General features: G+C 43.1%; 27 protein-coding genes. 17 read left to right on the top strand and 10 right to left on the bottom strand.

Translation table 11 applies throughout. From position 1 onward, the window contains the following. Both RBB12_RS12025 and RBB12_RS12020 read right to left on the bottom strand, forming a co-directional pair. Window positions 1–942, bottom strand: a complete 942-nt coding sequence (locus RBB12_RS12025; RefSeq protein WP_306014223.1) for a TerC family protein — start codon at window positions 940–942, stop codon at window positions 1–3. Window positions 943–1,207: 265 nt separating this feature from the next. Next, entirely contained in the window at window positions 1,208–1,639 is a 432-nt protein-coding gene (locus RBB12_RS12020; protein WP_306014222.1) for an Rrf2 family transcriptional regulator, read from the bottom strand. A gap of 116 nt (window positions 1,640–1,755) precedes the next feature. Between RBB12_RS12020 and RBB12_RS12015 the strand changes: the two genes are divergently transcribed. From RBB12_RS12015 to ric, 12 genes are all read left to right on the top strand, one after another. Further along, a complete protein-coding gene (locus RBB12_RS12015) occupies window positions 1,756–2,265 on the top strand; it encodes a c-type cytochrome (RefSeq protein ID WP_306014221.1) in 510 nt (169 codons plus the stop codon). Between the two features lie 5 nt (window positions 2,266–2,270). After that, a complete protein-coding gene (locus RBB12_RS12010) occupies window positions 2,271–2,852 on the top strand; it encodes a fasciclin domain-containing protein (RefSeq protein WP_306014220.1) in 582 nt (193 codons plus the stop codon). A 74-nt stretch (window positions 2,853–2,926) separates the two neighbouring features. Then, the gene (nosZ, locus tag RBB12_RS12005; RefSeq protein WP_306014321.1) at window positions 2,927–4,834 is read left to right on the top strand and encodes a Sec-dependent nitrous-oxide reductase; all 1,908 of its coding nucleotides are present in this window, start codon (window positions 2,927–2,929) and stop codon (window positions 4,832–4,834) included. A 124-nt stretch (window positions 4,835–4,958) separates the two neighbouring features. After that, a complete protein-coding gene (locus RBB12_RS12000) occupies window positions 4,959–5,582 on the top strand; it encodes a hypothetical protein (protein WP_306014219.1) in 624 nt (207 codons plus the stop codon). Next, window positions 5,579–6,013 carry a nitrous oxide reductase accessory protein NosL gene (locus tag RBB12_RS11995; protein WP_306014218.1) on the top strand — a complete coding sequence of 145 codons (435 nt, stop codon included), beginning with the start codon at window positions 5,579–5,581 and terminating at the stop codon, window positions 6,011–6,013. Before RBB12_RS12000 ends, RBB12_RS11995 begins: the two co-directional genes overlap by 4 nt. An 11-nt stretch (window positions 6,014–6,024) precedes the next feature. Further along, entirely contained in the window at window positions 6,025–6,480 is a 456-nt protein-coding gene (locus RBB12_RS11990; protein ID WP_306014217.1) for a pyridoxamine 5'-phosphate oxidase family protein, read from the top strand. A gap of 72 nt (window positions 6,481–6,552) precedes the next feature. Continuing rightward, entirely contained in the window at window positions 6,553–7,803 is a 1,251-nt protein-coding gene (locus RBB12_RS11985; protein ID WP_306014216.1) for a nitrous oxide reductase family maturation protein NosD, read from the top strand. Continuing rightward, the gene (locus tag RBB12_RS11980) at window positions 7,800–8,507 is read left to right on the top strand and encodes an ABC transporter ATP-binding protein (RefSeq protein WP_306014215.1); all 708 of its coding nucleotides are present in this window, start codon (window positions 7,800–7,802) and stop codon (window positions 8,505–8,507) included. The genes RBB12_RS11985 and RBB12_RS11980 overlap by 4 nt, the downstream gene beginning before the upstream one ends. Continuing rightward, complete coding sequence (locus tag RBB12_RS11975) at window positions 8,504–9,286, top strand: ABC transporter permease (protein ID WP_306014213.1); 783 nt, start codon at window positions 8,504–8,506, stop codon at window positions 9,284–9,286. Before RBB12_RS11980 ends, RBB12_RS11975 begins: the two co-directional genes overlap by 4 nt. Window positions 9,287–9,320: 34 nt before the next feature. After that, window positions 9,321–10,523: a hypothetical protein gene (locus RBB12_RS11970; RefSeq protein ID WP_306014211.1), complete on the top strand. Its 1,203-nt coding sequence runs from the start codon at window positions 9,321–9,323 to the stop codon at window positions 10,521–10,523. Window positions 10,524–10,670: 147 nt separating this feature from the next. After that, window positions 10,671–11,105 (top strand): Rrf2 family transcriptional regulator, encoded by a 435-nt coding sequence (locus RBB12_RS11965; protein ID WP_306014320.1) that lies wholly within the window; start codon window positions 10,671–10,673, stop codon window positions 11,103–11,105. Window positions 11,106–11,161: 56 nt separating this feature from the next. Further along, complete coding sequence (gene ric, locus RBB12_RS11960; RefSeq protein ID WP_306014210.1) at window positions 11,162–11,887, top strand: iron-sulfur cluster repair di-iron protein; 726 nt, start codon at window positions 11,162–11,164, stop codon at window positions 11,885–11,887. 98 nt (window positions 11,888–11,985) lie between these two features. Here ric and RBB12_RS11955 read toward each other — a convergent pair whose 3' ends face one another. Next, window positions 11,986–12,183: a hypothetical protein gene (locus tag RBB12_RS11955; RefSeq protein WP_306014209.1), complete on the bottom strand. Its 198-nt coding sequence runs from the start codon at window positions 12,181–12,183 to the stop codon at window positions 11,986–11,988. A 30-nt stretch (window positions 12,184–12,213) separates the two neighbouring features. On the opposite strand from RBB12_RS11955, the gene RBB12_RS11950 reads away from it, so the two are divergent. Then, window positions 12,214–12,591, top strand: coding sequence for a group III truncated hemoglobin (locus RBB12_RS11950; protein ID WP_306014208.1), 378 nt, complete (start codon window positions 12,214–12,216; stop codon window positions 12,589–12,591). A 103-nt stretch (window positions 12,592–12,694) separates the two neighbouring features. Here the strand turns inward: RBB12_RS11950 and RBB12_RS11945 are convergent, their stop codons facing one another. From RBB12_RS11945 to RBB12_RS11930, 4 genes are all read right to left on the bottom strand, one after another. Then, window positions 12,695–13,177, bottom strand: a complete 483-nt coding sequence (locus tag RBB12_RS11945; RefSeq protein ID WP_306014207.1) for a GNAT family N-acetyltransferase — start codon at window positions 13,175–13,177, stop codon at window positions 12,695–12,697. After that, the gene (locus tag RBB12_RS11940) at window positions 13,162–14,427 is read right to left on the bottom strand and encodes a phosphoribosylamine--glycine ligase (RefSeq protein ID WP_306014206.1); all 1,266 of its coding nucleotides are present in this window, start codon (window positions 14,425–14,427) and stop codon (window positions 13,162–13,164) included. The genes RBB12_RS11945 and RBB12_RS11940 overlap by 16 nt, the downstream gene beginning before the upstream one ends. Before the next feature lie 117 nt (window positions 14,428–14,544). Continuing rightward, the gene (locus RBB12_RS11935; protein ID WP_179384671.1) at window positions 14,545–14,847 is read right to left on the bottom strand and encodes a hypothetical protein; all 303 of its coding nucleotides are present in this window, start codon (window positions 14,845–14,847) and stop codon (window positions 14,545–14,547) included. A 418-nt stretch (window positions 14,848–15,265) separates the two neighbouring features. Further along, on the bottom strand, window positions 15,266–16,894 hold the full coding sequence (locus RBB12_RS11930; RefSeq protein ID WP_306014205.1) for a carboxylesterase/lipase family protein: 1,629 nt from the start codon (window positions 16,892–16,894) through the stop codon (window positions 15,266–15,268). An 86-nt stretch (window positions 16,895–16,980) separates the two neighbouring features. Here RBB12_RS11930 and RBB12_RS11925 point away from each other — a divergent pair, with 86 nt between their 5' ends. From RBB12_RS11925 to RBB12_RS11910, 4 genes are all read left to right on the top strand, one after another. Next, on the top strand, window positions 16,981–17,718 hold the full coding sequence (locus tag RBB12_RS11925) for an NUDIX hydrolase (protein ID WP_306014203.1): 738 nt from the start codon (window positions 16,981–16,983) through the stop codon (window positions 17,716–17,718). A gap of 114 nt (window positions 17,719–17,832) precedes the next feature. Continuing rightward, a complete protein-coding gene (locus tag RBB12_RS11920) occupies window positions 17,833–19,362 on the top strand; it encodes a sensor histidine kinase (protein ID WP_306014202.1) in 1,530 nt (509 codons plus the stop codon). Between the two features lie 184 nt (window positions 19,363–19,546). Then, entirely contained in the window at window positions 19,547–19,846 is a 300-nt protein-coding gene (locus tag RBB12_RS11915; protein WP_306014201.1) for an alpha/beta fold hydrolase, read from the top strand. A gap of 139 nt (window positions 19,847–19,985) precedes the next feature. Beyond that, window positions 19,986–21,512, top strand: coding sequence for a carbon-nitrogen hydrolase family protein (locus tag RBB12_RS11910; protein WP_179384666.1), 1,527 nt, complete (start codon window positions 19,986–19,988; stop codon window positions 21,510–21,512). Window positions 21,513–21,987: 475 nt separating this feature from the next. Here the strand turns inward: RBB12_RS11910 and RBB12_RS11905 are convergent, their stop codons facing one another. From RBB12_RS11905 to RBB12_RS11895, 3 genes are read right to left on the bottom strand one after another with little or no spacing between them, the layout of a single operon-like run. Then, window positions 21,988–22,728, bottom strand: a complete 741-nt coding sequence (locus tag RBB12_RS11905) for a hypothetical protein (protein ID WP_306014200.1) — start codon at window positions 22,726–22,728, stop codon at window positions 21,988–21,990. After that, the gene (locus RBB12_RS11900) at window positions 22,725–23,771 is read right to left on the bottom strand and encodes an alpha/beta hydrolase (protein WP_306014199.1); all 1,047 of its coding nucleotides are present in this window, start codon (window positions 23,769–23,771) and stop codon (window positions 22,725–22,727) included. Before RBB12_RS11900 ends, RBB12_RS11905 begins: the two co-directional genes overlap by 4 nt. Before the next feature lie 14 nt (window positions 23,772–23,785). After that, window positions 23,786–25,231, bottom strand: a complete 1,446-nt coding sequence (locus tag RBB12_RS11895) for a serine hydrolase domain-containing protein (protein WP_306014198.1) — start codon at window positions 25,229–25,231, stop codon at window positions 23,786–23,788. Between the last annotated feature and the right edge of the window lie 3 nt (window positions 25,232–25,234).

Here is a 25,234-nt window from a genome sequence, read left to right as displayed (position 1 = left end):
TCAAACCGTCTTTTTTTCCTCTTTTTTTGATGCAAGAATACCGGTCAGCAACGCGACGGCAATAAAGCTCAACGAAAACCACTCAGGGAAGGTGTAATGGTGTGCCAGGATCAGCTTAACCCCTACAAAACTTAAGATGGCCACCAAACTATATTTGAGATAGTAGAACCTATCGATCATATGGGCCAAAAAGAAGTACATCGACCTAAGACCCAAAATGGCAAATATATTGGAGCTGAAGACCAAAAAGGGGTCGGAGGTAATCGCCAAAATGGCCGGGACGCTGTCCAAAGCAAACAGGATATCGGTAAACTCGATCACCACCAAGGCAATGAACAACGGCGTTGCTGCGGTTATATGCCTTAGTTTGATGAAAAACTTCTGTCCTTGCATCTGCGAAGTGATGGGCATTATTTTCCGAAGGTTTCGATATACAAACGACTGCTTCGGGTTGAACGGTTCCTCTTTGGAAAACAACATACGAAGTGCGGTAAAAATCAGAAAAGCTCCGAAAATATAGGTGGTAAAGCTAAATTTCTTAATAAGGGCCACTCCGAAGAAAATCATCAACGCTCGAAAGATGATGGCCCCCAAAATACCCCAAAACAAAACCCTGTGCTGATATTTTTGGGGAATTTGAAACGATGTGAAAATAACCGCGATGACAAAGATGTTGTCGATACTGAGGGATAATTCAATAAGGTAGCCTGTAATATATTTTAAACTAGCGTCCATTGGGGTCAGCCCATCCACATTGTCCACCTTTCCTGTTCCATAGAGCCAGTAAATGACCCCGGTGAACAAAAGCGATAACGTTACCCAAACTGCGGTCCAAAAGGAGGCTTCCTTAACACTGATAACGTGAGCCTTCTTATTAAATACACCAAGATCTAGGGCTAAAAAAACGAGGATTCCCAAAAGGAACAGAATCCATACAATCATACATTCGAAGATTTAGGGTGCAAAATTAAACATTGGAATTGTTGCGGGCGTAACCCGCAGGTTAAATTTTAAATTTTTCAAAATACTAAGATTTTGACCAAAACCACGTTAATAAAAATCCAAATCTACGAGTAAACATCAAATGACGTGCATCAGTTTTGTTGATTGGTAAAAAGGCCAACACAAAATCCCCACGATGATTGTTGTTCGAATAGGCAAAATCTGAAGAAAAGCAGAGGTTTCGATGGTTTTTATATCACTTTGACTAAGATGGGAAAAATTCTTCCAAATCGCGCTTTCCTTCAATAAGGTCGAGAATGGTGGTCTGCTCCAACACCTTGATGAAGTTGGAAGTTGCGTCCCCCACATGTTTGTGGAGTACACATGGATTGTCCACATCACAGCTTCGACTTCCCATAACACAGGAATGTACCCTTTTCTCGCCATCGATAACGCGAACGATATCCATTAAGGTACCTTTTCGGTCTTGCTCGCTGAGATAAAAACCTCCCTTGGGGCCTCGCATGGAAGAAATAACCCCTTTCTTGGATAGCTCCTGTAATAATTTGGCCAAATAAGCTTCGGGAACATGAACGGCATCAAAAATATCCCTCACCATGATCTTATGGTCCTCATCGGAGTTCAGCGCCAGATATAGCACTCCTTTAATGGCATATTTTGATGAGTTGGAAAGCATTGCTTTAAATAAAAATCAAAGATTAAAAGATATTTTTATCCTTTATATGACTTAAATCATGTTATAGGTGTTTTGACCACTATACTTTTGAACCATAATTCATAATCATTTATGCCATGAAAGCAACCATAAAAGGAATAACACTTCTACTCGCCCTCATCATGATGGCATGTGGAGGAAAAAAAGAATCAAAAAAAGATGAGGGTTTTAGCGTGGAACGCAAAAAGGCTCCCACGGAACAGCCTGCACAGACCTCAACCGATGTGGTAAAAGCTTCCGAAAGGGTCGACCTGTCCACCAAAGGTGTAGGACCCGTTAAATCGGTTGACCTAGCTCCGGAAATCGACCAAGCCATGGCGGCAGAGGGCCAAAAAGTGTATGACCAAATGTGCTTGGCCTGCCATAGGATCGGAAAAAAATTCATCGGTCCACCGCCCAATGGCATTTTGGAAAGAAGAACCCCAGAATGGGTAATGAACATGATTTTGAATCCACAAGAAATGGTTCAAAAAGATCCTTTGGCCAATGACCTTTTAAAGGAATTCAATGGATCTCCCATGTCCAACCAAGGACTTACCAAAGATCAGGCAAGAGCAATCCTCGAATATTTTAGAACTTTAAAATAGACCTTATGAAATCAACCTTAAAACTTAGCATGCTTGGATTATTAGCCCTGTCCGTAATCCTCGGAAGCTGCAAAAATCAATCTCAAGAGAAAAAAGAGGTGACGAATCCAAGCCAGGACGAAGCTGTTCTGGAAAGCAACAAGGGACAGGCCTTTATTGAAGATGAGGCATCTACGCCGAATATCCTTCAAATTGCCTTGAAGTCATCCGATCACAGTACGCTCGTGGCCGCAGTACAGGCCGCCGAACTGGAAAATGCATTGGTGAATGCCGGACCATTGATGGTTTTTGCCCCTACCAATGCCGCATTTGATGCGCTTCCCCCTGGGACAGTGGAAGACCTCCTAAAACCGGAAAACAAAGATGCTTTGGCCAATATCCTGAAGTATCACGTGACCCCCGGGAACTACTCAAAAGACTTTTTGAAGAATTTCAAAAAGCTGGGACAGGCCAATGATCAAAACGTAGCGGTCGAGGTCAAGGACAATGAAGTCTATGTCGGTGGCGCAAAGATTATTGCGAGTGTTTCCGCAGGTAACGGAATTGTACATGTGGTGGACAAGGTCATCTTGCCGCCTACCCAATAATAAATCAAAAACAAGTAAAACTAGATATAATGAAAATCAAAAACCCTTTTATATTGACCTTGGGTGCGGCACTGATGCTGGCGTCTTGCGGTCAACAGAATCAAAGTTCCAATGGGGCCCTCTCTTCGAGCGCTGCCGAAAAAGTATATGTGGCTCCAGGAGAGCAAGACGAATACTATGCCTTTTTATCAGGAGGATATAGTGGGAACCTTACCGTGTACGGGTTGCCTTCTGGACGAATGTTCAAGGAAATTCCTGTTTTTTCCCAATTCCCAACATCTGGGTACGGATATTCCGAAGAAACCAAACCTATGCTCAACACCTCTCATGGTTTTGTGCCATGGGATGATGCCCACCACCCCGACATTTCCCAGACCAATGGGGAATTGGACGGTCGTTGGATCTTTATTAACGGTAATAACACCCCAAGGATAGCACGTATTAATCTGAGCACTTTTGAAACTGAGGAAATCATCGAAGTACCCAATAGTGCGGGTAACCACAGTTCTTCCTTTATTACGGAAAATACAGAGTATGTGGTGGCCGGAACGCGTTTTTCTGTGCCCATTCCGCAACGGGACATGCCCATTAATGAGTACAAGAGCAATTTTAAAGGGTCTTTGTCCTTTATCAGTGTAGATCCAGAGCATGGTCATATGGACCTCAAATTCCAATTATTGATGCCCGGTTTCAACTACGACCTCTCCCACCCTGGTAGGGGAAAATCGCATGGTTGGTTCTTTTTCACTACCTACAATACCGAGGAAGCGCACACCTTGCAAGAGGTGAACGCCTCCCAAAACGACAAGGATTTTATTGCTGCGGTCAACTGGAAGAAAATTGAGGAATACGTGAACAATGGCGGTGGCACCAAAATGCCCGCCAATTATGCACACAACTTGTATGACGAAGGCAGTCACACCGCCACAACGACCATGAAAAAAGAGGTCTTGACCGTGGATCCCCTAAAAGTGCCCGGAGCTGTGTACTTTTTGCCCACACCTAAGTCGCCACACGGTTGTGATGTGGACCCAAGTGGACAGTATATTATCGGAAACGGGAAACTCTCCGCAGACTTGACCGTACACTCCTTTGATAAGATGATTGCGGCCATTGAAGGCGAAAAATTTGATGGTGAGGCCTATGGTATTCCCATCTTGAGTTTTGAAGATGTTTTGGCAGGACAGGTAAAGAGTGGTGGCCTTGGGCCATTGCATACCGAGTTCGATGGTAAGGGAAATGCGTACACCACGTTCTTCATCTCTTCGGAGGTAGTAAAATGGAAATTGGGTACCTGGGAAGTTATCGACAGAAAGCCCACCTACTACTCTGTGGGTCACTTGATGATTCCCGGTGGTAACTCCAGAAAGCCATTCGGCAAATACGTAGTGGCCATGAACAAGATCACCAAAGACCGATATCTGCCCACTGGCCCAGAAATGGAGCACTCGGCACAGATTTACGATATCTCCGGGGATAAAATGGAATTAATCTATGATTTTCCAACTCATGGGGAGCCCCATTATGCCGCTGGGATACCGGCCGACATTTTAGCCCCAAAATCAAAGAAAATCTATCGATTGGATGAAAACGAACACCCTTACGCCGTAAAATCACCCGTAGATGCCAAAGTGGTGCGGGATGGCAACGAGGTGCATATTTACATGTCAACAATACGAAGTCATTTTACTCCGGATAATATCGAAGGGATTAAAGTAGGCGATAAGGTGTATTTCCATATCACCAACCACGAACAGGATTTTGATGTACCCCATGGCTTTGCTATGATCGGCCAGAACACCTCTGAGTTGTTGATCATGCCCGGACAGACGAAAACCTCGGTATGGGAACCCAAGCAGGTCGGCGTATGGCCCTTCTACTGTACGGATTTCTGTTCGGCACTGCACCAAGAGATGCAAGGATATGTTCGCGTATCCCCAGCCAACTCGAATGTAGAATTAAAATGGTCCCTAGGAGAATAATGTAGATTGAAGGACCATTGTACAAAGCGGGCCGCCAAAAGGTTCGGCCCGCTTTATTTTTCAAGACCAGCAACACCCACCCACCAAAAAGCCACATTCAGTTTACAACTTAATACAACTACACATGAAAAAGGCTAGTTTACTTATGATCATTGGCCCACTATTATTATTGGGATTGTACGTTTTTCCACTTTGGAACATTGTATTGGGAGCTCCTCAGTACCCTGACCCTTTGGGCATGAACATCCACATCAATGGTCTTCAAGGCGTCAACGAATTTGATATTCAAAATATTGATGGTCTCAACCACTATATTGGAATGCATACACTCCCAAAAGCAGAGGAAATGTGGGAGTTCAGTGCCTTTCCCATCGTAATCGGTATTATGATCTCTTTGGGTGTATTGGTAGGTATTTTTGGATATTTGAACAAAGTAAGTTACAAGTGGTTTATTGGCTGGTTCCTATTGATGTCCGTCCTTGGGGTATTGGGCATGTATGATTTCAACCTTTGGTTGATAGACTATGGTACCAACTTAGATCCCAATGCCATTATGAAGTTGACCAATCCCGATGGAACGCCCATGACCTATAAACCACCATTATTGGGCCATGTAAAAATGCTCAATTTTGATGTGACCTCTATGCCAGCCGCCGGAGGATGGCTTATGTTCGTAGGCATGATGCTTACCCTAATCGCTTCCTTTATGGGATGGAAGAACTCTCAAAACCTAAAATCCATATCATGAAAAATCAGTTTACCCCCTATTTGATACTCTTGGCACTTTGCCTAAGCTGTTCCATAGGCCCAAAATCCATCGACTACGGCCATGTGGGATGCCACTTTTGCAGTATGACCATTGTGGACCAACAACATGCGGCCCAATCGGTCACCCAAAAAGGCAAGGTTTTTAATTTTGATGCCATTGAATGTATGCTGAACCAGCTCAAAAAGGAAGACCAATCCGAAATAGCGCTGTTCTTGGTGAACGACTACGAACAACCAAGAGAATTGGTGGATGCTACCAAGGCCACGTATTTGATCAGCGAAAATATACCTAGTCCCATGGGCGAATATCTCAGTGCTTTTGCCAATGAGCAGACAGCTATCAATATCAAAAACGAACAAGGCGGTACACTTTACACTTGGTCAGAAATCAAAAACCGATTTAAACCGTAAACCAAAAAACCATGACAGATTTGAAACCCTTACAATGTGAACGTCTTTTGGCGGATAACTATGTGGGACGATTGGCCTACATTGCCAACAACCAACCCTATGTTGTGCCCTCCACCTATTATTTTGATCCGGAGGAAAAAAGCATTTTGTGTTTTGCCTCCAACGGACATAGAGTGGACTCCCTACGAAAGCACGACAAGGTATCCTTTCAAGTGGACAGAATCGAATCCTTCCGTCATTGGGAATCCGTGCAGGTACATGGCAATTTTCAGGAACTTACGGGAAACCGAGCCAAGCATTATTTACAACTTTTTGCGGAGGGTGTGCAGCGTACCATAGATCATAAAAATGCGGAACGACCCCATTTCTTGAGTCATTTTTCCGGAAGATTGCAGGAAGCGGAAATGCCGGTGGTATATCGCATTGCCGTCACTGAAATAACCGGGAAATCGGTAGAAGAATCCTAATCAGTAGCAATTCAGAATTGAAAAAAGCCCTCAGAGATCACAACACAGAAATTTATAAACGGTACTTGCTTCATGTCTACAATCCATCCATATCACAAATTTATCCTATCCCTACTGCTCCTGCTGTGGACGCCTTTGGTTTGGGCAAAAACATGGAATGTGTGTGGCGACTGCGAGCACAGTTCCCTTAAAGAGACCATTGCCCTCGCCCAGCCCTACGACACCCTGCTGGTACAAAAGGGCACGTATCGTGAATACGAAATTTTGGTGGACAAACCCTTGGTGATCAAGGGAATCAATTATCCTATTGTGGATGGGGAGGAAAAAGGAGAAATCTTCAGGGTAACCTCGGACCATGTTACCTTGGATGGGCTTTTCGTCATCAATGTTGGGGTAAGCTACACCAAGGACAACGCCGCCATTCGGGTGGTGCAAAGCAAAGATTTTACGATAAGGAACATGGTTTTGGAACAGCTGTTCTTTGGTATTTATTTGGAGAAATCCTCACACGGCAAGGTGTACCACAATAGAATTATCGGTGAGGCTGTGGACGAATACAATTCAGGAAATGGTATCCAACTTTGGTACTCCACCGACGTGGAAGTGACCAAAAACCATGTACAAGGTACCAGGGACGGCATCTATCTGGAATTCTCGGACCGAATCATCATCAGTGAGAATGTAAGTATGGACAACTTGCGGTATGGTCTTCATTTTATGTTCTCCAACAACGATGTGTATACCAAAAATACCTTTGAAAACAATGGTGCCGGAGTGGCGGTCATGTTTTCCAAGCACATTACCATGGAAAACAATATATTTCGAAAAAATTGGGGGACTGCGGCCTACGGTATGTTGCTCAAAGAAATCAATGATGCGGAAATCACGGGAAACACCTTTGAGGAAAATACTATTGGCATCAATATTGAGGGTTCTAACCGAATCACCTATGCCAACAACGATTTTATTGGTAACGGCTGGGCCATCCGCGTAGTAGGCGCCTGCTATACCAACCGTTTTGAAGCCAATAATTTTTTGTACAATTCCTTTGACATCTCCTATAACAGTAAACTGAACGACAATGTGTTCGAAGGCAATTTTTGGAGCAGCTATACCGGTTACGATTTGGACAAGGATGGTATTGGCGATGTACCCTACCGTCCTGTAAAACTGTTTTCCTATGTGGTTAACAGAACCCCCGAGACCATTGTACTGCTGCGGAGCCTCTTTATGGATATCATCGATTTCTCGGAAAGGGTCTCCCCCGTATTTACGCCCGACAATTTAAAAGATGCCCAACCCTTAATGCAGATGAGGCCATGACCATAACCATAGAGAATTTATACAAACGATTTGGAAAAAATCACGTCCTAAAAGGAGTCAACCTCAGCGTTGAACCAGGACGCATTTATGCCATCCTTGGACCCAATGGCTCTGGAAAAACCACCATGATCAAAAGTATTTTGGGAATGGTGATTCCCGACCAAGGAGAAATTTCCGTACTGGATCGGCCCATCAAACATGGATGGAAGTATCGTAAACAGATTGATTATCTGCCCCAAATTGCCAATTTTCCCCCTAACATCAAGGTCCAAGAACTGATCGATATGATCAAGGACCTCAGAAACAGTACCAGTGCCGAAGAGGAACTGATCGACCTTTTTGGCCTGGAACCGTTTTTGGACAAAAAATTGTCCACCCTATCGGGGGGCACCAAGCAAAAGGTAAATATTGTGCTCACCTTTATGTTCGACAGTCCATTGATCATTTTGGACGAGCCCACAACTGGACTCGACCCATTGGCACTGATCCGTTTAAAGGAGCTGATCCAAAAGGAAAAGTCGAACGGAAAGACCATTTTGATCACCTCCCATATTATGCAGTTCGTGGAAGAAATAGCCAACGAAATCGTCTACCTCTTGGAAGGTGAAATTTATTTCAAGGGAGGTATTGGCAAACTATTAGATCAGACCAACGAGATAAATTTTGAACACGCCATCGCGGCCTTAACTACCAAGAAGCCATGATCAAAATATTGAAATACAGTTTTTACGACCTGATACGCAGCCGTTGGAGCTATGTCTACTTTCTGTTTTACCTAGCTCTAGGTTTTGTACTGCTGTTTCTGAACAATGATGTATCCAAGGCGGTGATTACCCTTATGAACGTAATTATTGTTCTGATTCCGTTGATCGGAACCATTTTTGGTGTGATGTACTACTACAATTCAAGGGAATTTACCGAACTGTTGTTGGCCCAACCCATCAAAAGGAGCTCCATATTCATGGGACAATATTTTGGGGTCGCAGGCTCGTTGACCTTAAGTTTGGTCTTGGGCCTTGGTATCCCATTTCTACTATATGGATTGTTGCGAAGCAATGCCATCTTCGATTTTTCACTGTTATTGGTCACCGGGGCCTTCCTCACCTTTATTTTTGTAGGGCTTTCGTTTGTGATTGCCATCTCAAATGAGAACAAAATCAAAGGTTTTGGTTATGCTGTGTTGCTCTGGCTGTTTTTGGCCGTGGTGTACGATGGACTCTTTTTGATGTCATTGATCATCTTTGAGGAGTATCCCTTGGATACATTTTCGCTAGTTTCCACCATGCTCAATCCCATTGATCTTTCCAGGATTTTGATACTGCTCAAACTGGATATTTCTGCCCTCTTGGGGTATACGGGAGCCATTTTCAAAAAATTCTTTGGTACCGACCTTGGCTATCTCACCTCAATGGCCATTCTATTGCTTTGGACGGCATTGCCTATTGGAATCTTGAGGTACAAGGCCAAACGAAAGGATTTTTAAAAATCGATACATTCGTTGATTCATATAAGGTATGATGAATAAAAAACGATATGGGAAACAAGTACGGCTTGGATTGCTATACTTCTGCCTTGCGGCCTTGTTGGGCCTGCTGCTACGCTCCTTTCCCTTATTCGGATTTCAATTCAATTACCGATACGTGGTCCATGCCCATTCACATGTTGCACTTTTGGGGTGGGTTTATGTGGGGCTGACCACCTTGCTCCACTATTGTTTTGTGAAAAAAAAAGGTTCATCCGTAGCATACCAACGGATCTTCTGGTGTACCCAAGGGACTTTGATAGGAATGCTGTTAACCTTTCCGTTTACCGGATATGCCTTGTTTTCCATCATCTTTTCCTCACTATTTCTTATCGTATCCTATGTGTATGTGTACCATTTCTGGAAAAACATCAAACCGAAATTCAATCAAAGTAAAGCACTCCGGTGTGCCAAGGCCGCATTGCTTTATCTAGTAATCTCCAGTATAGGCCCATGGGCATTGGGGGCCATAATGAATACCTTAGGACCCCAATCCATTTGGTACCGATTGGCTATCTACTTTTACCTGCACTTTCAATACAATGGATGGATGGTGCTCGCTTTGGTAGCACTTTTTTTATTCGTCTTGGAACAAAAGGGTATCGAATTGCCCCAAAAAGGCTTCACTCAGTTTTTCAGGATGGTCAATTGGGGTATTGTACTCACTTTTGCATTATCCGTGCTTTGGACCGAACCGCCAATGGGTTTATATGTGGCAGCAGGACTGGGCGCTTTGGTTCAGTGTTATGCCTTTGTACAATTGGGAATTCTTGTAAAGAACAAAATCCACCTTTTATCCTTATCGAAACTTCAAATATCCCTCATGCGGATAGTGGTCATTCTCGGGCTCATGAAAATGAGTCTTCAATTGCTTACCGCCCTGCCCTATTTTGCCCGATTGGCCACCATTTATATGGACCTGACCATAGGGTATCTGCATTTGACGTTTTTGGGAGTCGTTAGTATAGGTCTGTTCTTTTTTGTGGATTATTATGGATTGATGAGAATTGCACAAAGGCCCTTTGTATGGTATTTCTCGGGCTTCGTTCTTTCCGAACTGCTCATCTTTTATAAAGGAATAGCAGCATGGATGCAATGGGAACCCCTCGGTAATTACGCGGTAATCCTGATCTTGGCGAGTATGCTTATGCCCATTGGATTGATTTTGATGTTATCCAAGAATCGATTTCACCATTGATTTTTTTTATGGAGCCCTATTACATCGATACCCATAATAGTTTATATTTGAATCCATTGAGATGAAAAACATACTGAAAATAATAAAAGACATTTTTGTCCGATTTAATTTTTTGGTTTATCTTTGTATTGACAAAAGGTTCCTATGATGTTTTCAAAAGCCTGTGAATATGGTATTCGGTCAGCGGTTTACATTGCCCTGCAATCATTGGAAGGCAGGCGTGTAAGCGTCGGTGAAATCGCGGAGGAAATAGATTCACCTGTCGCCTTTACGGCCAAAATTTTGCAGCAGCTCACTAGAAACAACATCGTACGTTCGGTAAAAGGACCCCACGGAGGTTTTGAGATTGAACGGGAAGATATGGATACCGTTAAACTGAACATGATAGTAAAGGCCATTGATGGAGACAAAATCTATATGGGCTGCGGTCTTGGCCTCAAAGAATGCAACGAACATAAACCCTGTCCCCTTCATGATAGATTTTTGGACATCCGCAACAATCTTAGCACCATGCTCAGAACCACCAGTCTCTACGAATTGGCCGTTGGCCTGGAAGAAGGCTTGACCTATCTGAAACGATAAAAAAATTTAAACTAAAAAAAGACAATTTTATCCGAATTATAAAAACCCCTAGTACTATGAACAATACAATCGAAAAAACAATAGGAGAATGGGTAGCGGAAGATTACCGCACCGCACAAGTATTCAAAAACCATAAAATTGATTTTTGCTGCAAAGGAAACCGCACGTTATCCGAGGTGGTAACCACAAAGGGAATTACACTGGAAAACCTATTGGAAGATCTTCAAGCTGTGCAAAATTCTGAAAAAACGGATCAGCCGGACTTTAAGACTTGGCCATTGGACCTACTTATCGATTATATCGAGAAAAAACACCACCGCTATGTGGAGCAGCAAATCCCCGTCCTAAAGCAATACCTGACCAAACTCTGCAAGGTGCATGGTGCACAACATCCCGAACTGCATCAAATTTCGGAGCATTTCCATGCCTCAGCGGGTGAATTGGCCATGCATATGAAAAAAGAGGAGCTCGTTTTATTTCCTTGGATACGGAAAATGCTCCATGGACCATCTGATCTTAAAAGTGACGGCAAGGCACCATCCGAAACGGTTCGAACCCCTATTAACGTCATGATGCAGGAGCATGATAACGAAGGGGAGCGATTTCGACAGATAGCAGAATTAAGCCAGGATTACACCCCTCCATCGGATGCCTGTAATACCTATCGGGTCACATTCTCTCTTTTAAAGGAATTCGAGGACGATTTGCACCGCCATATCCACTTGGAAAACAACATATTATTTCCCAAGTCGGAGATATTGGAAGCTCGATTAATGCAATAGGTATATTATGAATAATCGTACGGTTGTACCGAAAAATATATATTCCAAACTTTTTCGGGAATATAGAAGAGGACAAATGGGCTACGCCGCCATTGCCATTATAGGCCAGAGCTGTTTAGGTTCGGCGGCTGCCATGCCCTTTTGATGGGAAGTACCAAAATGATCCTAAAAATGGTCTTGCTTTTTCTTATCACCATTTTCTGTATGGCATACAACGGCGCTGTTCTGGCCCAGCTAAAACCAATAAGCTCTTTTAACCTATTGATACTTAGTCTGGGCTTTAGCACATTGGTCATCTTGGGACATTTAATCTGAGCAAAAACAACATGATGGAAAAGAAAAAAATCGCAACGATTGAAGATATACAGTTGATAGTGGATACCTTTTATGGTAAAATCCGCAAGGATACCTTATTGGGTCCCATTTTCGATCATATCATTCAGGACCGATGGCCCGAACACTTGGAAAAGATGTACCGCTTTTGGCAAACCGTGCTGTTGGATGAACATACCTACAAGGGCAGTCCTTTTGCACCGCATGCCCATCTTCCTTTGCGAGCCGAACATTTTGAGCGCTGGAAAACACTTTTTTTCGAGACTTTGGATGATTCTTTTGAAGGTGAAAAGGCGGAAGAGGCCAAATTCAGGGCTAGAAAAATGGCAGAAATGTTTCAATTGAAGATTTCCTTTATACAGCAAGCGTGATTTACACTCCAACCTATTGTCCACCATCAAGCCTGTTATAGTCAATCTTGAAGTTTATACCCAGGTTTGTTCTGAAGTTTTTTTGATTACATGGTCTGTAAAATCAATCCGGTTCCCTGAGCAACAACTCTTCGGAATCACCTTCTTTCTTAAGGCTTTTCACCCATGTAAACCCATTCTTTTCGTAAAACTCCCTGAGACCGGGCTCCTCAACGGTCAGCCAAAATCCTTTACTGCGATAAAGCCCCTTAATGCAGGTCAACCAAAGGCTTCCCAACTGTTTTCCTCTGTGGGCCTGGTCTACAAATAGATACCCTATGTAGAGGTATCCTTTTTCAATATAGGGTCTTACATCATCATCAAATACCTGCATGTCGGCGGGGAGACCTTCGAACACCATGCCACCCGCAACAATACAATCCTTTTCGGTGATCACAAACAGTTCCATGGCATCTCGGGATTCCGCAATACATTGTTGAAAATAAGGAGGCCAATCCTCTGGCATGGCTGCCGTAAAGCTATCCAGTGGGCCCTCCCACTTTAAAAACTGTTTTTGATGTTGACCAGAACCTACAGCAGACCCCATGACCATAATTTATCAGAATCCTCCAGCCAACGATCACCGATATCAGTGCGGTAATACCCATTGTTGACGATAACGTTTTGAATGCGATTGTACATGCTTCGCTGTGCATCTCGCATGGTAATGCCCGACCCCGTTACCAAAACAGCAATCCCCGTATTCCCGGTGATGAGCCATTGATCATTGACTTTTTTAACGTGCATCGGATGTACTCCATCCATTTGGTCCTTTTTGAATACCACTACGGCATCCTTTGAAAAAAGCTCAAAGGTCTTTTTATCATCATAAGGGAAAGGTGGAACCACGATGTAGGCCCCAACTTGAAACCCTTTTTTGACCTGAATCTGATTTTGGGTGCCCGCTGCCACCCCTTGGAGCATTCCTCCGAAGGATTCCAAAATGCCCGACCGCTGAATAAAGACCTGCGGATATCCAAAACGTGAGGTGAATTCCAACGGATAGATACCTACCCCGTTAACGATGCAGTTTACGTCGATATGTCCACGAAAACCTTGCTCGGCGAGGGTCCGTTCAAAGGGTTTTAGTGTTTTTTGGAACAAAGGGGAATCGGTTGTCCAGAACATACTGGTTCCCATCTCCCCTGTGGATACGCCCAATTCCTTTGGAAATAATTTTTTATGCTCAAACGTAATGTTAACCGGGGTCAAAAAACGGGTTCCGTTAAAATAGGCTCCGATGGCTACCTCGATTCCTTTGACCTTGTGCTGCAATTGAAAAGTGCCGAAGCGATCTCCCCACGATTTTTCATAGGCGTACAACATACGAATCACGTCCAGACCACGATCGTCGTTGCCCACAAATAAGAGTTGCTTTAATTCCTGGGTCTCCCCCGATGGTTTTAAAACGTAGGCATTGGGATGTGCTTGGATGTGAGCAATGGCTTCTGAAAAGGAATCAAAATCCTTGGATGCCAAGGTTTTGATCTTGTGCCGCCGAAGTTCCGATTGTCCAAAATTACGATCAAGCTCCAATCGGTCGGTATACGGGGTACCCCCAAAGACCAATTTTCCGGCAGCCCTCAATTCTTCACATTCCTTTCCGTAGCCCGTATAATCGAATACAATACAATCCGCCCACTCTATATGCTTTCTCCAGTCGGTGGCCTTGGCTACAAAACCATTGCCAATTTCACGCGATGCCCTATCTTCTATGAACATTTTAACCTGATAGCCCTCATTTTTAACGGCCAGGGCTATGTCCAGAATCTCTCCCCATCGAGAAACAAACAACATTTTTTTTCCGATTTGGGAACTTTTTTTTCGGCGTTTCGCCGAGGGGTCTTCTTTACTTTCTTTTTCTATCATTTATGTATGCTTGCAACATGTGCAATTCTGTTCAAATAGCTATGGTTATTTAATCAAAACCAATTTTGTGATGCGATAACTTTCGTACGTGTCGCCCGTTTCATCGTCCAACTCCTCGTCTATGGTATAGCTCACTTTATATAAACGGTCTACCGTGGATGCATCCAACAAATCAAAACTGTCCCATACGGAATCGTCCACATCTTGGAATTCATATGGGTTTCCATCTTCACCCGAAAAATAATAAGTGTCATCCTCAAAACCGTTGTAAGTGGCAGTTATGGTCTGCTCTTGTACCATGGGCGATAAAGACAACACCAATGTCAATAATATAATCATGTTTTTCATCACAATAAGAATTTAGTTGATTGAACCGTAAATAAGATAATGCCTTGTGAAAAAAGGGATATATAACCTCCCGAACGGGAAGGGCAAAACATCAAATGAATACGTGTGAACCAAAGGAAAAGAAGTCTCGGTTCCGTTATTCCAGGGAGTCAGCATCATTTGTCGGGAACCTACGCCGTAGATGATTTTGGACATGGACTCCAAGTAAGCCAAAATCCCCGATAGTGTGTTCGCAATCATGGTCTTTTGCCTAAGGCAAGACACTTAAATTACGAATCAAAGGACGTAAAAAATCGCGTAGGTTGTATCGGGAACCGATAAAAAATATTTCGGGGTTCGATCTTCTTAAAAAGCCCTTAGTTAGGGTCCCGTTTTACCCGGGACCCAACTTTAGGGGGAGTCAAACATCCTAGCAACATCAGTTGTTATAGTTCTTATCCAAGAACTCATATCGTGTGTCATCGGTAGCCTCGGTCAGTTTACTTTCCGTATCGATGATCATTACAGGTGGGGTGTTGTCGTTTTTTTCCGCAGCTTCCCAGTCAGGAAGGGCCTCACCATTGGGGTTTCCATTTTTGATGAAATTGGCAAAGAACTCCTGCATGGTCTTGGAAGCTTTGTAATCCTCTGCGGTCCAAGCATAATCGTCCACAAGGCGCAGATTACCCATAGCGTACTCGATTTCTGCAGCATGAGGCGCACCAATAGCTTTGGGCATTGGTGGTGCATCGGAATTTCGCTCTACAGTTCCCCCTGCCAATCCAGACATTAAATTTTGATCTCTTAGCGGTGGTCTTATTTTGCTGTACAAATAACGATAAACGGGCTGGTCGCTGTGATCACGGTGCAAATCGAACCATTTCCAAGTGCTGTAAGCGATAAAACGGTCGGACGCCAAGTTGGTGGCGGCCCATTGAAGCTCCTCAGCCGTACTATGGGGATATAGCTCCAATACTTTTTGGTAGTCTTTTGGATACGCCTCCCTTACCTTAGCCACAAATCCATCTTGGGTAATGGGACCTTGGGTAAAAGCCATTCCCGGGATTTCCGCGGAATTCCATCCGACCAACAGCGGTACTTGTGCCTGTTCCTTTGAGGCAAAAATATCGGTCAATGGCTTGGGAAGCAAATAGCCGTCGATCACCATGGGAAATCCAAATCGCTGGGATTCGGTGTAGATTTCATAAATCTCACGGGTACTCATCTTCCGCAGTTCGGCGATGCTTTCAATGCCTACGCTTTCCAAAAATTGTGCTCCTTGTTTTTCGGCCTCGGCCAATGGCACTGGAGCCATGGTTGGTGGAATGGCAGCACCGCTCTCCCCTATTGCCCCATTGATCAAATCTTTAGACAGTGGGGAAGCCATCTGTACGCTTACGCCAATGGAACCTGCCGACTCCCCAGCAATGGTCACTTGGTTTGGATTGCCTCCAAATGCGGCAATGTTGTCCCGTACCCATTTCAAGGCCATGTTTTGATCCAATTGACCATAATTTCCGGAAGCTTTATAAGGTGCTTCTGCAGAAAGTTCTGGATGGGCAAAGTTTCCAAAAATATTTAGACGATAGTTGGTGGTAACCACAACGATACCTTTTTTTGCCATGCTCTCACCGTCATATCGATACTCCGACGCATCACCGGCCACATTGCCTCCGCCATAAAAATAAACCAGTACAGGAAGATTTTTATCGGTTCGTTTGGCCGGCGTCCATACATTGAGGTAGAGACAGTCCTCGCTTACGCCGTTGGACCGTGATTTCATGTCGCCAAAAACCATGGTCTGCATGGGTCTTGGACCAAAAGCCTTGGTTTCTTTAACGCCCTCCCAAGCATCCAAAGGCTGAGGAGCTTTCCAACGTAGTTCCCCTACAGGTGGTTTGGCAAAAGGAATCCCAAAGTATTTTTGAATTCCTGTATGGGTATCATATAAACCTTCTATAATCCCTTTTTCGAGGGTGACCTGAACAGGGAATGCATTTTCGTGCTGTGCGGTAAGTCCCGATATTCCAAAAAGAACTACCATTATGGCAAATAGTTGTTTTTTCATTGTTCCTTGATTTTCTATTGTTACATAGTGTTACAATAATACTTTGTTTTTATGTAAAATTGTACTTTATTTAGAAAAATTTCGATTTGACCCTTAAAAAGCAAACACTACAACAAGAGGATTATATCCCAAATCTGGCTTTTGACTCCGTTATTTTCGGGTTTAACGGCAAAAAGCTCAAAATACTGATATTGGAATACAGAAACACCGGTCTCTTTGCCCTGCCAGGAGGCTTTATCCGGCGCGATGAGAACTTGGATGAAGCCGTTAAAAATGGGGTTAGGGAGCGAACGGGACTAACAGATATTTATTTGGAGCAGTTTCAGACGTTTGGCGAGGCCAACCGTGCCGACCCAGAACCCATGAAACGGATTTTGGAAATGAACGGTCTTGATCCGGCATCCCATCAGTGGCTCTTGGGCAGGTTTATTTCAGTTGCCTACTATGCGTTGATCAACTTTGAAAAAGTAGTGCCCAAACCAGATCCTTTATCGGATGGAATCGATTGGTATTCGCTGGATGAGCTTCCACCCCTGATGATGGACCATAAGACCATTATTGAAAAAGCCTTGGAGACCCTTCGGGAAAATCTGGAAAAGAAATTACTTGGAACCAACTTGCTTCCTGAAAAGTTTACCATGAAAGAGCTACAACAAGTTTACGAGGCCATTTATGGTACATCACTTAATCGTAGCGGCTTCCAGCGAAAGATGTTGAGCTCAAACACGCTGGTACGGCATGAAAAAAGGTTCTCGGGAAATGCCCACAAGGCGCCCTATCTGTACAGCTTTAAGGCCAATAAGGTCGTTCAACCCATAGAATAACCAGCAATCGTAAGCCTAGCTTTACAATTAAAAAAAATGGTTATTTTAGACTAGCCCAATAAGGGCTTTTTTATATACTCATGAAATAAGTACTTAACCAATTTCGTTTACCTGATGGACCAATTTGATTTTAGGTACTTGACCACTGTTGTATTCACATCGATTTTTGGCGTTTTTGGGATATACCACCTGCTCTCGTTCGTTGTATTGAAGCACAGGCTCTTGCTGTACTATTTTATTTTGATTTTAGGGCTTACCCTGCATTGGAGCCTTTACTTTTTTTTGAACGGTGCTTTTGGAGGGGAGTTTGCGGTACTTGCCGACAAGGCATCCTTGACCACTGCCATGATCACCACCTCGGGCCTTTTGCTGTTTACCAAAAGTTACCTCAACATAACGGCTGACAATCATCCGCTTTTATCAAAAATTTACAAAGTAACCCAACAAATTGTGGTTGGTCTACCCGTGTTGCACATCACCAACCACCTGACAGCACAAATAGGTTGGTTGAACGATTTTTTGGTATTGATGGCCGCTTTTATGGCGATGTATGCGATACTTCTGAACATTTTTTCCGGTATCCGATTGTTTCGTTCCCATGAACTGAACCGTTATTATTTGTATTCCTATACTCCCATTCTGATGGCCGCCCTATTGTACATCGGAACATGGTTCGCAAAACGGTATTATGATTTCGATGTCAATCCCATCCTCCTTACCACCTCCATTTTAGTCACCTTTCAGCTCATTCTTTTTTCGCTGATCATAGGATTTAAGTACAAGGCCATTGAGGAGCAACACATGCAAATGCAGGTAAACGCCAATAAAAGGTTGGAAGCGGAAGTGGCTAAGCAGACAGCGGACCTGCAGATGGCAAAAAAAGCATTGGAAGACCAAAATGAAGAGCTCGAAAAAATCAATCAGCTCAAGAACAAGCTTTTCTCATTGCTCTCACACGACGTAAGGGCCCCTTTGAACAATGTGGTCACCATTATCGAATTGATCCAACAAGATATTGAAGACAGCGAACTCAAACCGATAACGGAAAACCTTAAAAACGAAATTTCCGATAAGGTCTCCATGGTCAACGATTTGTTGAAATGGTCCTACCAACAGTTGGATGGGGTCGGAATGGATAAAGAGGAATGCGATTTGAACAAGGTATTGGAATCCATCAAAGATGAATTTTCCAGAATGGCCCAGGATAAAAACATCACTATTGAAATGGAGGTTTCGCAACCCACTCTTGTTATCGACCCTACCATGTTGCAAGTCGTGTTGCGAAATCTTACCTCAAACGCCATCAAGTTCAGTGATAACGGGCAAAAGGTCGTTTTATGGTCGCAAAAGCAAGGCGAACATATTGAGTTGGGGGTTAAAGATTTTGGGATGGGCATGGAAAAGGATTGGTACCAACGGCTTCAAAACGACAAACGGCCCGAAATCAGGAAAGGTACCAAGGGCGAAAAAGGGACTGGCTTTGGTCTGGTAATCGCCAAGGATTTTGTGGAAATGAACGGGGGCCAGCTCATTTGCGAGAGCGAAATGGGCAAGGGGACTAATTTTATTTTACGGTTTCCTGCAGACAGCGAAAACACCAAATCACAGACAAAGACATCAAATAGTCCCGTTCATTCCCTGTAGAGGATTTTCACCAAGATAAGACTGATTTAGGTGATTTAAGGGACCATAGTGAGGCCTATGCGATGGATTCTTTATGGGCATACCGATTTTTGACCGATCTCCAAATGACAGTAACGTATCCCTCAAAGTTGGACACTTAAAGCTTTGAAAACCTGTGAATATTCAAAAAGAGAACCAAACGAAAATGAACGCCACCTATCAGGAAATTCCCAATTGGAACCACGATTTCAGCGCCGTTGGGATGGTTCACAACGATTATTTGATTAATTTTAAAACGTTCACTCCAGCTATTAAAATCCCAGTGTTGTTTTTTTATGGTGAGAATGATTGGACCATAGGGCCTGAACATTATAAAGGAGTTTTATTCCCCAATATGGTATTGTGGAAAAGTTCATCGGGACATATTCCTTTTATGGAAAACAAAGACGACTTGGAAACAGCGATGGATGTATTTTTAAACACATACAAAATCAATCATCCTTAAACCACAGCCTGATGTGAACAAGAACAATTGTTGATCAAGAACCCTGAAATTTTTCAAAAAACATACAGCACCCAAGAACAATCCTTAGAAAATGCCTTCGGCATTGGGGCAGGGGCTGTATTTTTTCATCCCATATAACATGAAATTAAGCGACATAGACAAGGTTGAACTAGTGTATCTCCAAATCGAGGATTACTTGGAGATAAAAGATGTGATGCAAACAGCGTATACCTCAATGCCGGATGCTTATTGGAGGGAGGCCCATATCGGCAGCCTTTTGACCAAGTTTCCCGAAGGGCAGGTGGTAATCAAGGTCAATGGCCAGATAGCGGGTTGCGCACTGTCCATTATTGTAGACTATGACAAGTTTGACGACAACCATTCCTATAAGGAAATAACGGCCAATTATACTTTCGACTCCCATGATAACGATGGCGATATGCTTTATGGCATCGACGTATTCATTAAACCTGAGTTCAGGGGATTGAGGCTTGGAAGGCGTCTGTACGATTACAGAAAGGAACTCTGCGAAAAATTGAACCTAAAGGGCATCCTCTTTGGCGGTAGGATACCTAACTATCACAAATATTCCGATACGATGTCCCCTAAGGAGTACATTGAAAAAGTGAGGCGCAAAGAGATCCACGACCCCGTTCTGAACTTTCAGATGTCCAATGATTTTCACCCGGCACGTATCTTAAAAGGTTATTTGGAAGGGGATGTATTGTCCAAAGAGTTTGCCGTCTTGTTGGAATGGGACAATATTTATTATGAAAAGCCTGCAAAAAAGGCGGCCATCAAGAAAAAGGTGGTTCGATTGGGGCTTATCCAATGGCAAATGAGACCTTATCGGGATATCGAGGCCTTGCTGCAACAAGCAGAATACTTTATTGATGCTGTAGCAGGATATCGGTCGGATTTTGCCTTGTTCCCTGAGTTTTTCAATGCACCATTGATGGCCAAGGACAATCACTTGAGCGAATCCGAGGCCATTAGAAAGTTGGCCATGCACACCTCCGAGATAGTCCAACGGTTTTCGAATTTTGCCATTTCATACAACATCAACATTGTGGCGGGAAGCATGCCCGAGATTAGAAATGACAAACTGTACAATGTGGGCTATCTCTGCAAAAGGGACGGGACCACGGAGCGGTATGAAAAATTGCATGTGACCCCCGATGAAGCCAAAGTGTGGGGCATGCAAGGTGGCGAACAACTCAAAGTTTTTGATACGGATTGTGGAAAAATAGGAATACTCATTTGCTATGACTCTGAGTTTCCAGAATTGAGCAGGTTATTGGCAGACCAGGGCATGGATATATTGTTTGTACCTTTCCTAACCGATACACAAAATGGGTACTCAAGGGTAAGGAACTGTTCACAGGCAAGGGCCATAGAAAACGAATGTTACGTTGCCATTGCAGGAAGTGTGGGCAACCTACCCAATGTGCACAATATGGACATCCAATATGCCCAATCCATGGTTTTTACACCTTGTGATTTTGCTTTTCCTACCAATGGCATCAAGGCAGAAGCTACGCCCAATACGGAAATGATCTTGATTGCGGACCTTGACATCGATTTATTGAGGGAGCTTCATCAATTCGGTAGCGTTCGGAATCTTAAGGACAGAAGAACGGATTTGTTTGATCTAAAAAAGAGATAGGAGTTTACTGTGTTTCAAGAATTTTCGCTTCAATACTGCTACTGTGCTGGTCCGCGTTGGAGGTACTTTTTTAACGACTTGGGTCAACAATCATTCAGGGGATATTAAAACAAAAAAACCTGGCAATCTAAAGATTGTCAGGTTTTATGTCGGGGTGGCAGTCTTATAACTACCTACCTATATAACTGTTATTCAATTGTTTATATGCATTTTTTAAGTCTATGCACCTAGTACCACAACAAAACCAAAAAAGAGCATTTGAGATATAATTTGACCTCCTTTGATAGAATAAAAGTATAAAAAAAAAAATTTGAATGGCTATTCAAATAAATCTACCCTTTTTTTGTTCGTATATCACTCATCTGAACTGACAAAAAATTTGAATATGAACCAATCCCAAACTCTAACATCTTTTAGAACAATTATCAAATAAGTATTAAAGGTCTTTAACGATCCGGCACTTACAAAATCCACTTTAAATCACCAACTTTTTATAACGAAACCGTCCGTAGAAAAAATCACGCATCAGCAAAACCTTACGCGTTTGCTTATCTATCCAAAATTCGCTCCATTGATTCTCATTGTGGTCTATTTTCAGTACCCAACAACCGAATTCTTGATCATTAATGGACAGCTTTTCTTCCCTTACCTTTTGATAGGTATGGTATTCAGGTTTTGATTTGGAACCTGGATGATAAAAATTGATGTCAAACTGCTTATAATCCTCAAATGGAAGCATCCCTAGTATTTCCAAGTCCAATTCCCAATTGAAAGCCAAAGCCGTATTTTCCATGGTAAAGGGAGCTTGGTTATGCTTGACGGTATCGTTGTCCGTAAAGACCTTATCATCTTTAAAGTGGTAGTACTTGCGCAGCTCATCTTTTCGGCTTTCATCCATATCATTTACAACGATTTCTTCTGAAATAGGCTGAAATCCTTGACCCACCCTAATCGTATACCTATGGACTTCTTTATAGTTCTGCCGAACCCCGCTAATAGTATAGGTATTTTCAACAGTCTGCCGTATATCCCGGTCCCAAACCTCTATATTGTATTTGGGGGCGTTCGGCTCATTCTGGAAATACACAAGGTAAGTACTGCGCTCCAATCGTAGTCGGTCCAGATTGAGATTGTTGTTTTTGGCATCAATTTGAATCGTTTGACAACTGGCACCATAGGAAAGTAGTACACAAAAAACTGCAATGAATTTTCTCATGATTGGGGTTTTATATAGTTTAGAATAATCGTATTGAATTCTTCCGGTTGGTCCAAAAAGGACTCATGTGCGGCATTTTGAATGATTTTAAGTTTAGAATCGGTTAGCAATTGATGGGCATCTTCCATTTCTTCCGGTACTGAAATCGCATCATATCTACCGGTAATCAATAGAATAGGCTTCTGGATTTTGGGCAAAAAAGCCCATAGTGGGGTTTGTCTGTTTTCATCCCATACCTTTTTTTGAGCATACCAAAGGTGATCACCAACGAACTTATTGTCCTTATTGTTCAAGTATTTGATCGGATTATAGGGCCGAGCGAAAACAGTTTTGAAAACCATGCCCAATCCAATGCTGCGCTTGGCCGGTTCAAAAGCACTGTCAACATAGGCATTCCATCTTTTGGAGTCTTCTGCGGTTTGGATAGAATCCCGATTCTCCATCCATTCAAATGCCTCTTCCCAATAACCCGTATTACCCCTATCGGCCATTTTTTCCCGGGCCAAGTTTTTAAGATATAGTGGACGATAGTAATTGTACCGTTTTGAAGAGAAATCCGTGGTAATGGGCGTATTAAAAGCTATACCTCCAGTGATAAACCCACTTTCTTCGGGAAATCTACCCAGTGTTTCCAACACATGCCTGCCCCCATTGCTATGACCAAATAAATATATCCTTGCATTGAATTTCTCTTTTAAGGATTGTGCAATATTTAGGATATCCTTCAAGTTTTGAATTTGGTTAATGTTAGAAGTATCTATTTTCTTTACCGGTTTATTAAGACCTCTTTGATCGAAATAAGCGATGGCAACATGCTTTTCCAATGTTTTTTTCCATCTCGGATAATCGGAACGTCCAAAATCGATACCGTTGGCTGCATCACCACCCTGCACATAGAGTAGAATGGTCTTATCATCTAAATTTCCCCGGACAAACACCGGTAAATCTTTTGAGGTAGGTTCAACATAGTAAAACGTCTTGATGTGTTGCGCTAGACCCACCTTACAAAGTAGGAGTATTAGAAATGTGACTGCAGGTTTCATGGTATTGATCAGGATTATTGATGATTAATTTTACTTCCGTCTATTTTTCGAGGCGCCCAATAGGGGTCTTTTTCAGGTATCCCCTTGATATTGAAATCATGCAGCCAATGACCCGTAAAGGCCTTGCCATTGTCGCTAAGGGTTACATACATGTCAATGAACATGGGAGAAACGGCTATCAAGTGTACTTCATCTACTTGGATCGTTGAAACCATGATCGGACATGTAATCTTTTTTTTGCTTCTTTTGAATGTTATGGAGCCATAAATCATGGCATCGTCATCCAACGACAGCCGTAGCAGGCCTTCCGAGTCCTTATTTCGAAGTGAGGTTGTTGCTATGTGCCATGAACCCAACAGTTCCTGTGTTTGAGTTTTCGAGAACGCCTTTTCTTCCAAAAACAATTCGGCAATGCTTTGAGCCTCCCTGGCATTAAAAAAGACATGGTCCCCGGTATTGGCCAAATAGGCAAAAACCAATTCTTCTTCAGGATAGATCATAAGATGGGCCACGCTTGTAGGCAACGATCCACTATGAAAGAACACTTGACTGCCCAATCTGTTCGTACCGGTCTCCCAGCCCAAACCGTAATAGGTGTCTGTTCCATTGCTAAGTTGGTAGGTACTGGTCAACAGTTCTCGTGTTTCGGGTTTCAGATAGGTATCACTGATCAGGACATCACCCATATGCACCAAATCATTAGCGGTGGACAGATAGCCCCCACCGGCATACATAAAGCTTCTATCCTCGGATGGGGCGAGCTTTCTTTTCTTATCGTACACATAGAACTTGGAGGTATCATCAACCCTTTTGTCGGGATAATCGAAAATGGTATTGTCCATTCCCAATTCATCCCAGGTATTTTCCATCAGGGTAAAGAACGAGGTATTCGATGCCTTCTCCATCACAGCACTCAAAAGCACCCACCCGTAACTGGAATATGCATATTGAGTGCCCGGTTCAAACAATATATCATCGTTTTCAAATCTTTCCAATGATGCCAGTACGGACCCATAATGCTTGGTATTGAACTCAGGGTCACTCGCATTATAGTGCCTGATACCTGAGGTGGATGACGCTAGGTGCCTGGCGGTTATGGTATATCCCTTATCAGGGAAAGTGGGCAAATACGTTCTGATATCCTTATCCATATCCAATAGGTGTGATTCCATCAGTTTGCCCAAAGCCATTGCTGTGATGGGCTTTGAGACACTGGCTACCCTGAATTTTGTTTCCGTGGTCACCTTTAGACCGTTTTCCAAATCCCTAACCCCAAAACCTTCGGACCATACCAATTGACCCTTCACCATCACCGCCACTTGGCAACCAGGTATGTTGGTTTGCTGTCGATGGGCTTCAATTAAAAATCGGGCTTTATCTATTGCTTCTGTATAGTCTTGGGCCATGGTAACATGTATACCCAACAGTAATAGGCCAATGGTCGTTAAGGTCGTTTTCATGGG

Origin of the sequence: Allomuricauda sp. MMSF_3307, from assembly GCF_030733585.1 — a bacterium.
Classification (GTDB): domain Bacteria; phylum Bacteroidota; class Bacteroidia; order Flavobacteriales; family Flavobacteriaceae; genus Flagellimonas.
This window is presented reverse-complemented; position numbering and strand designations above follow the sequence as displayed.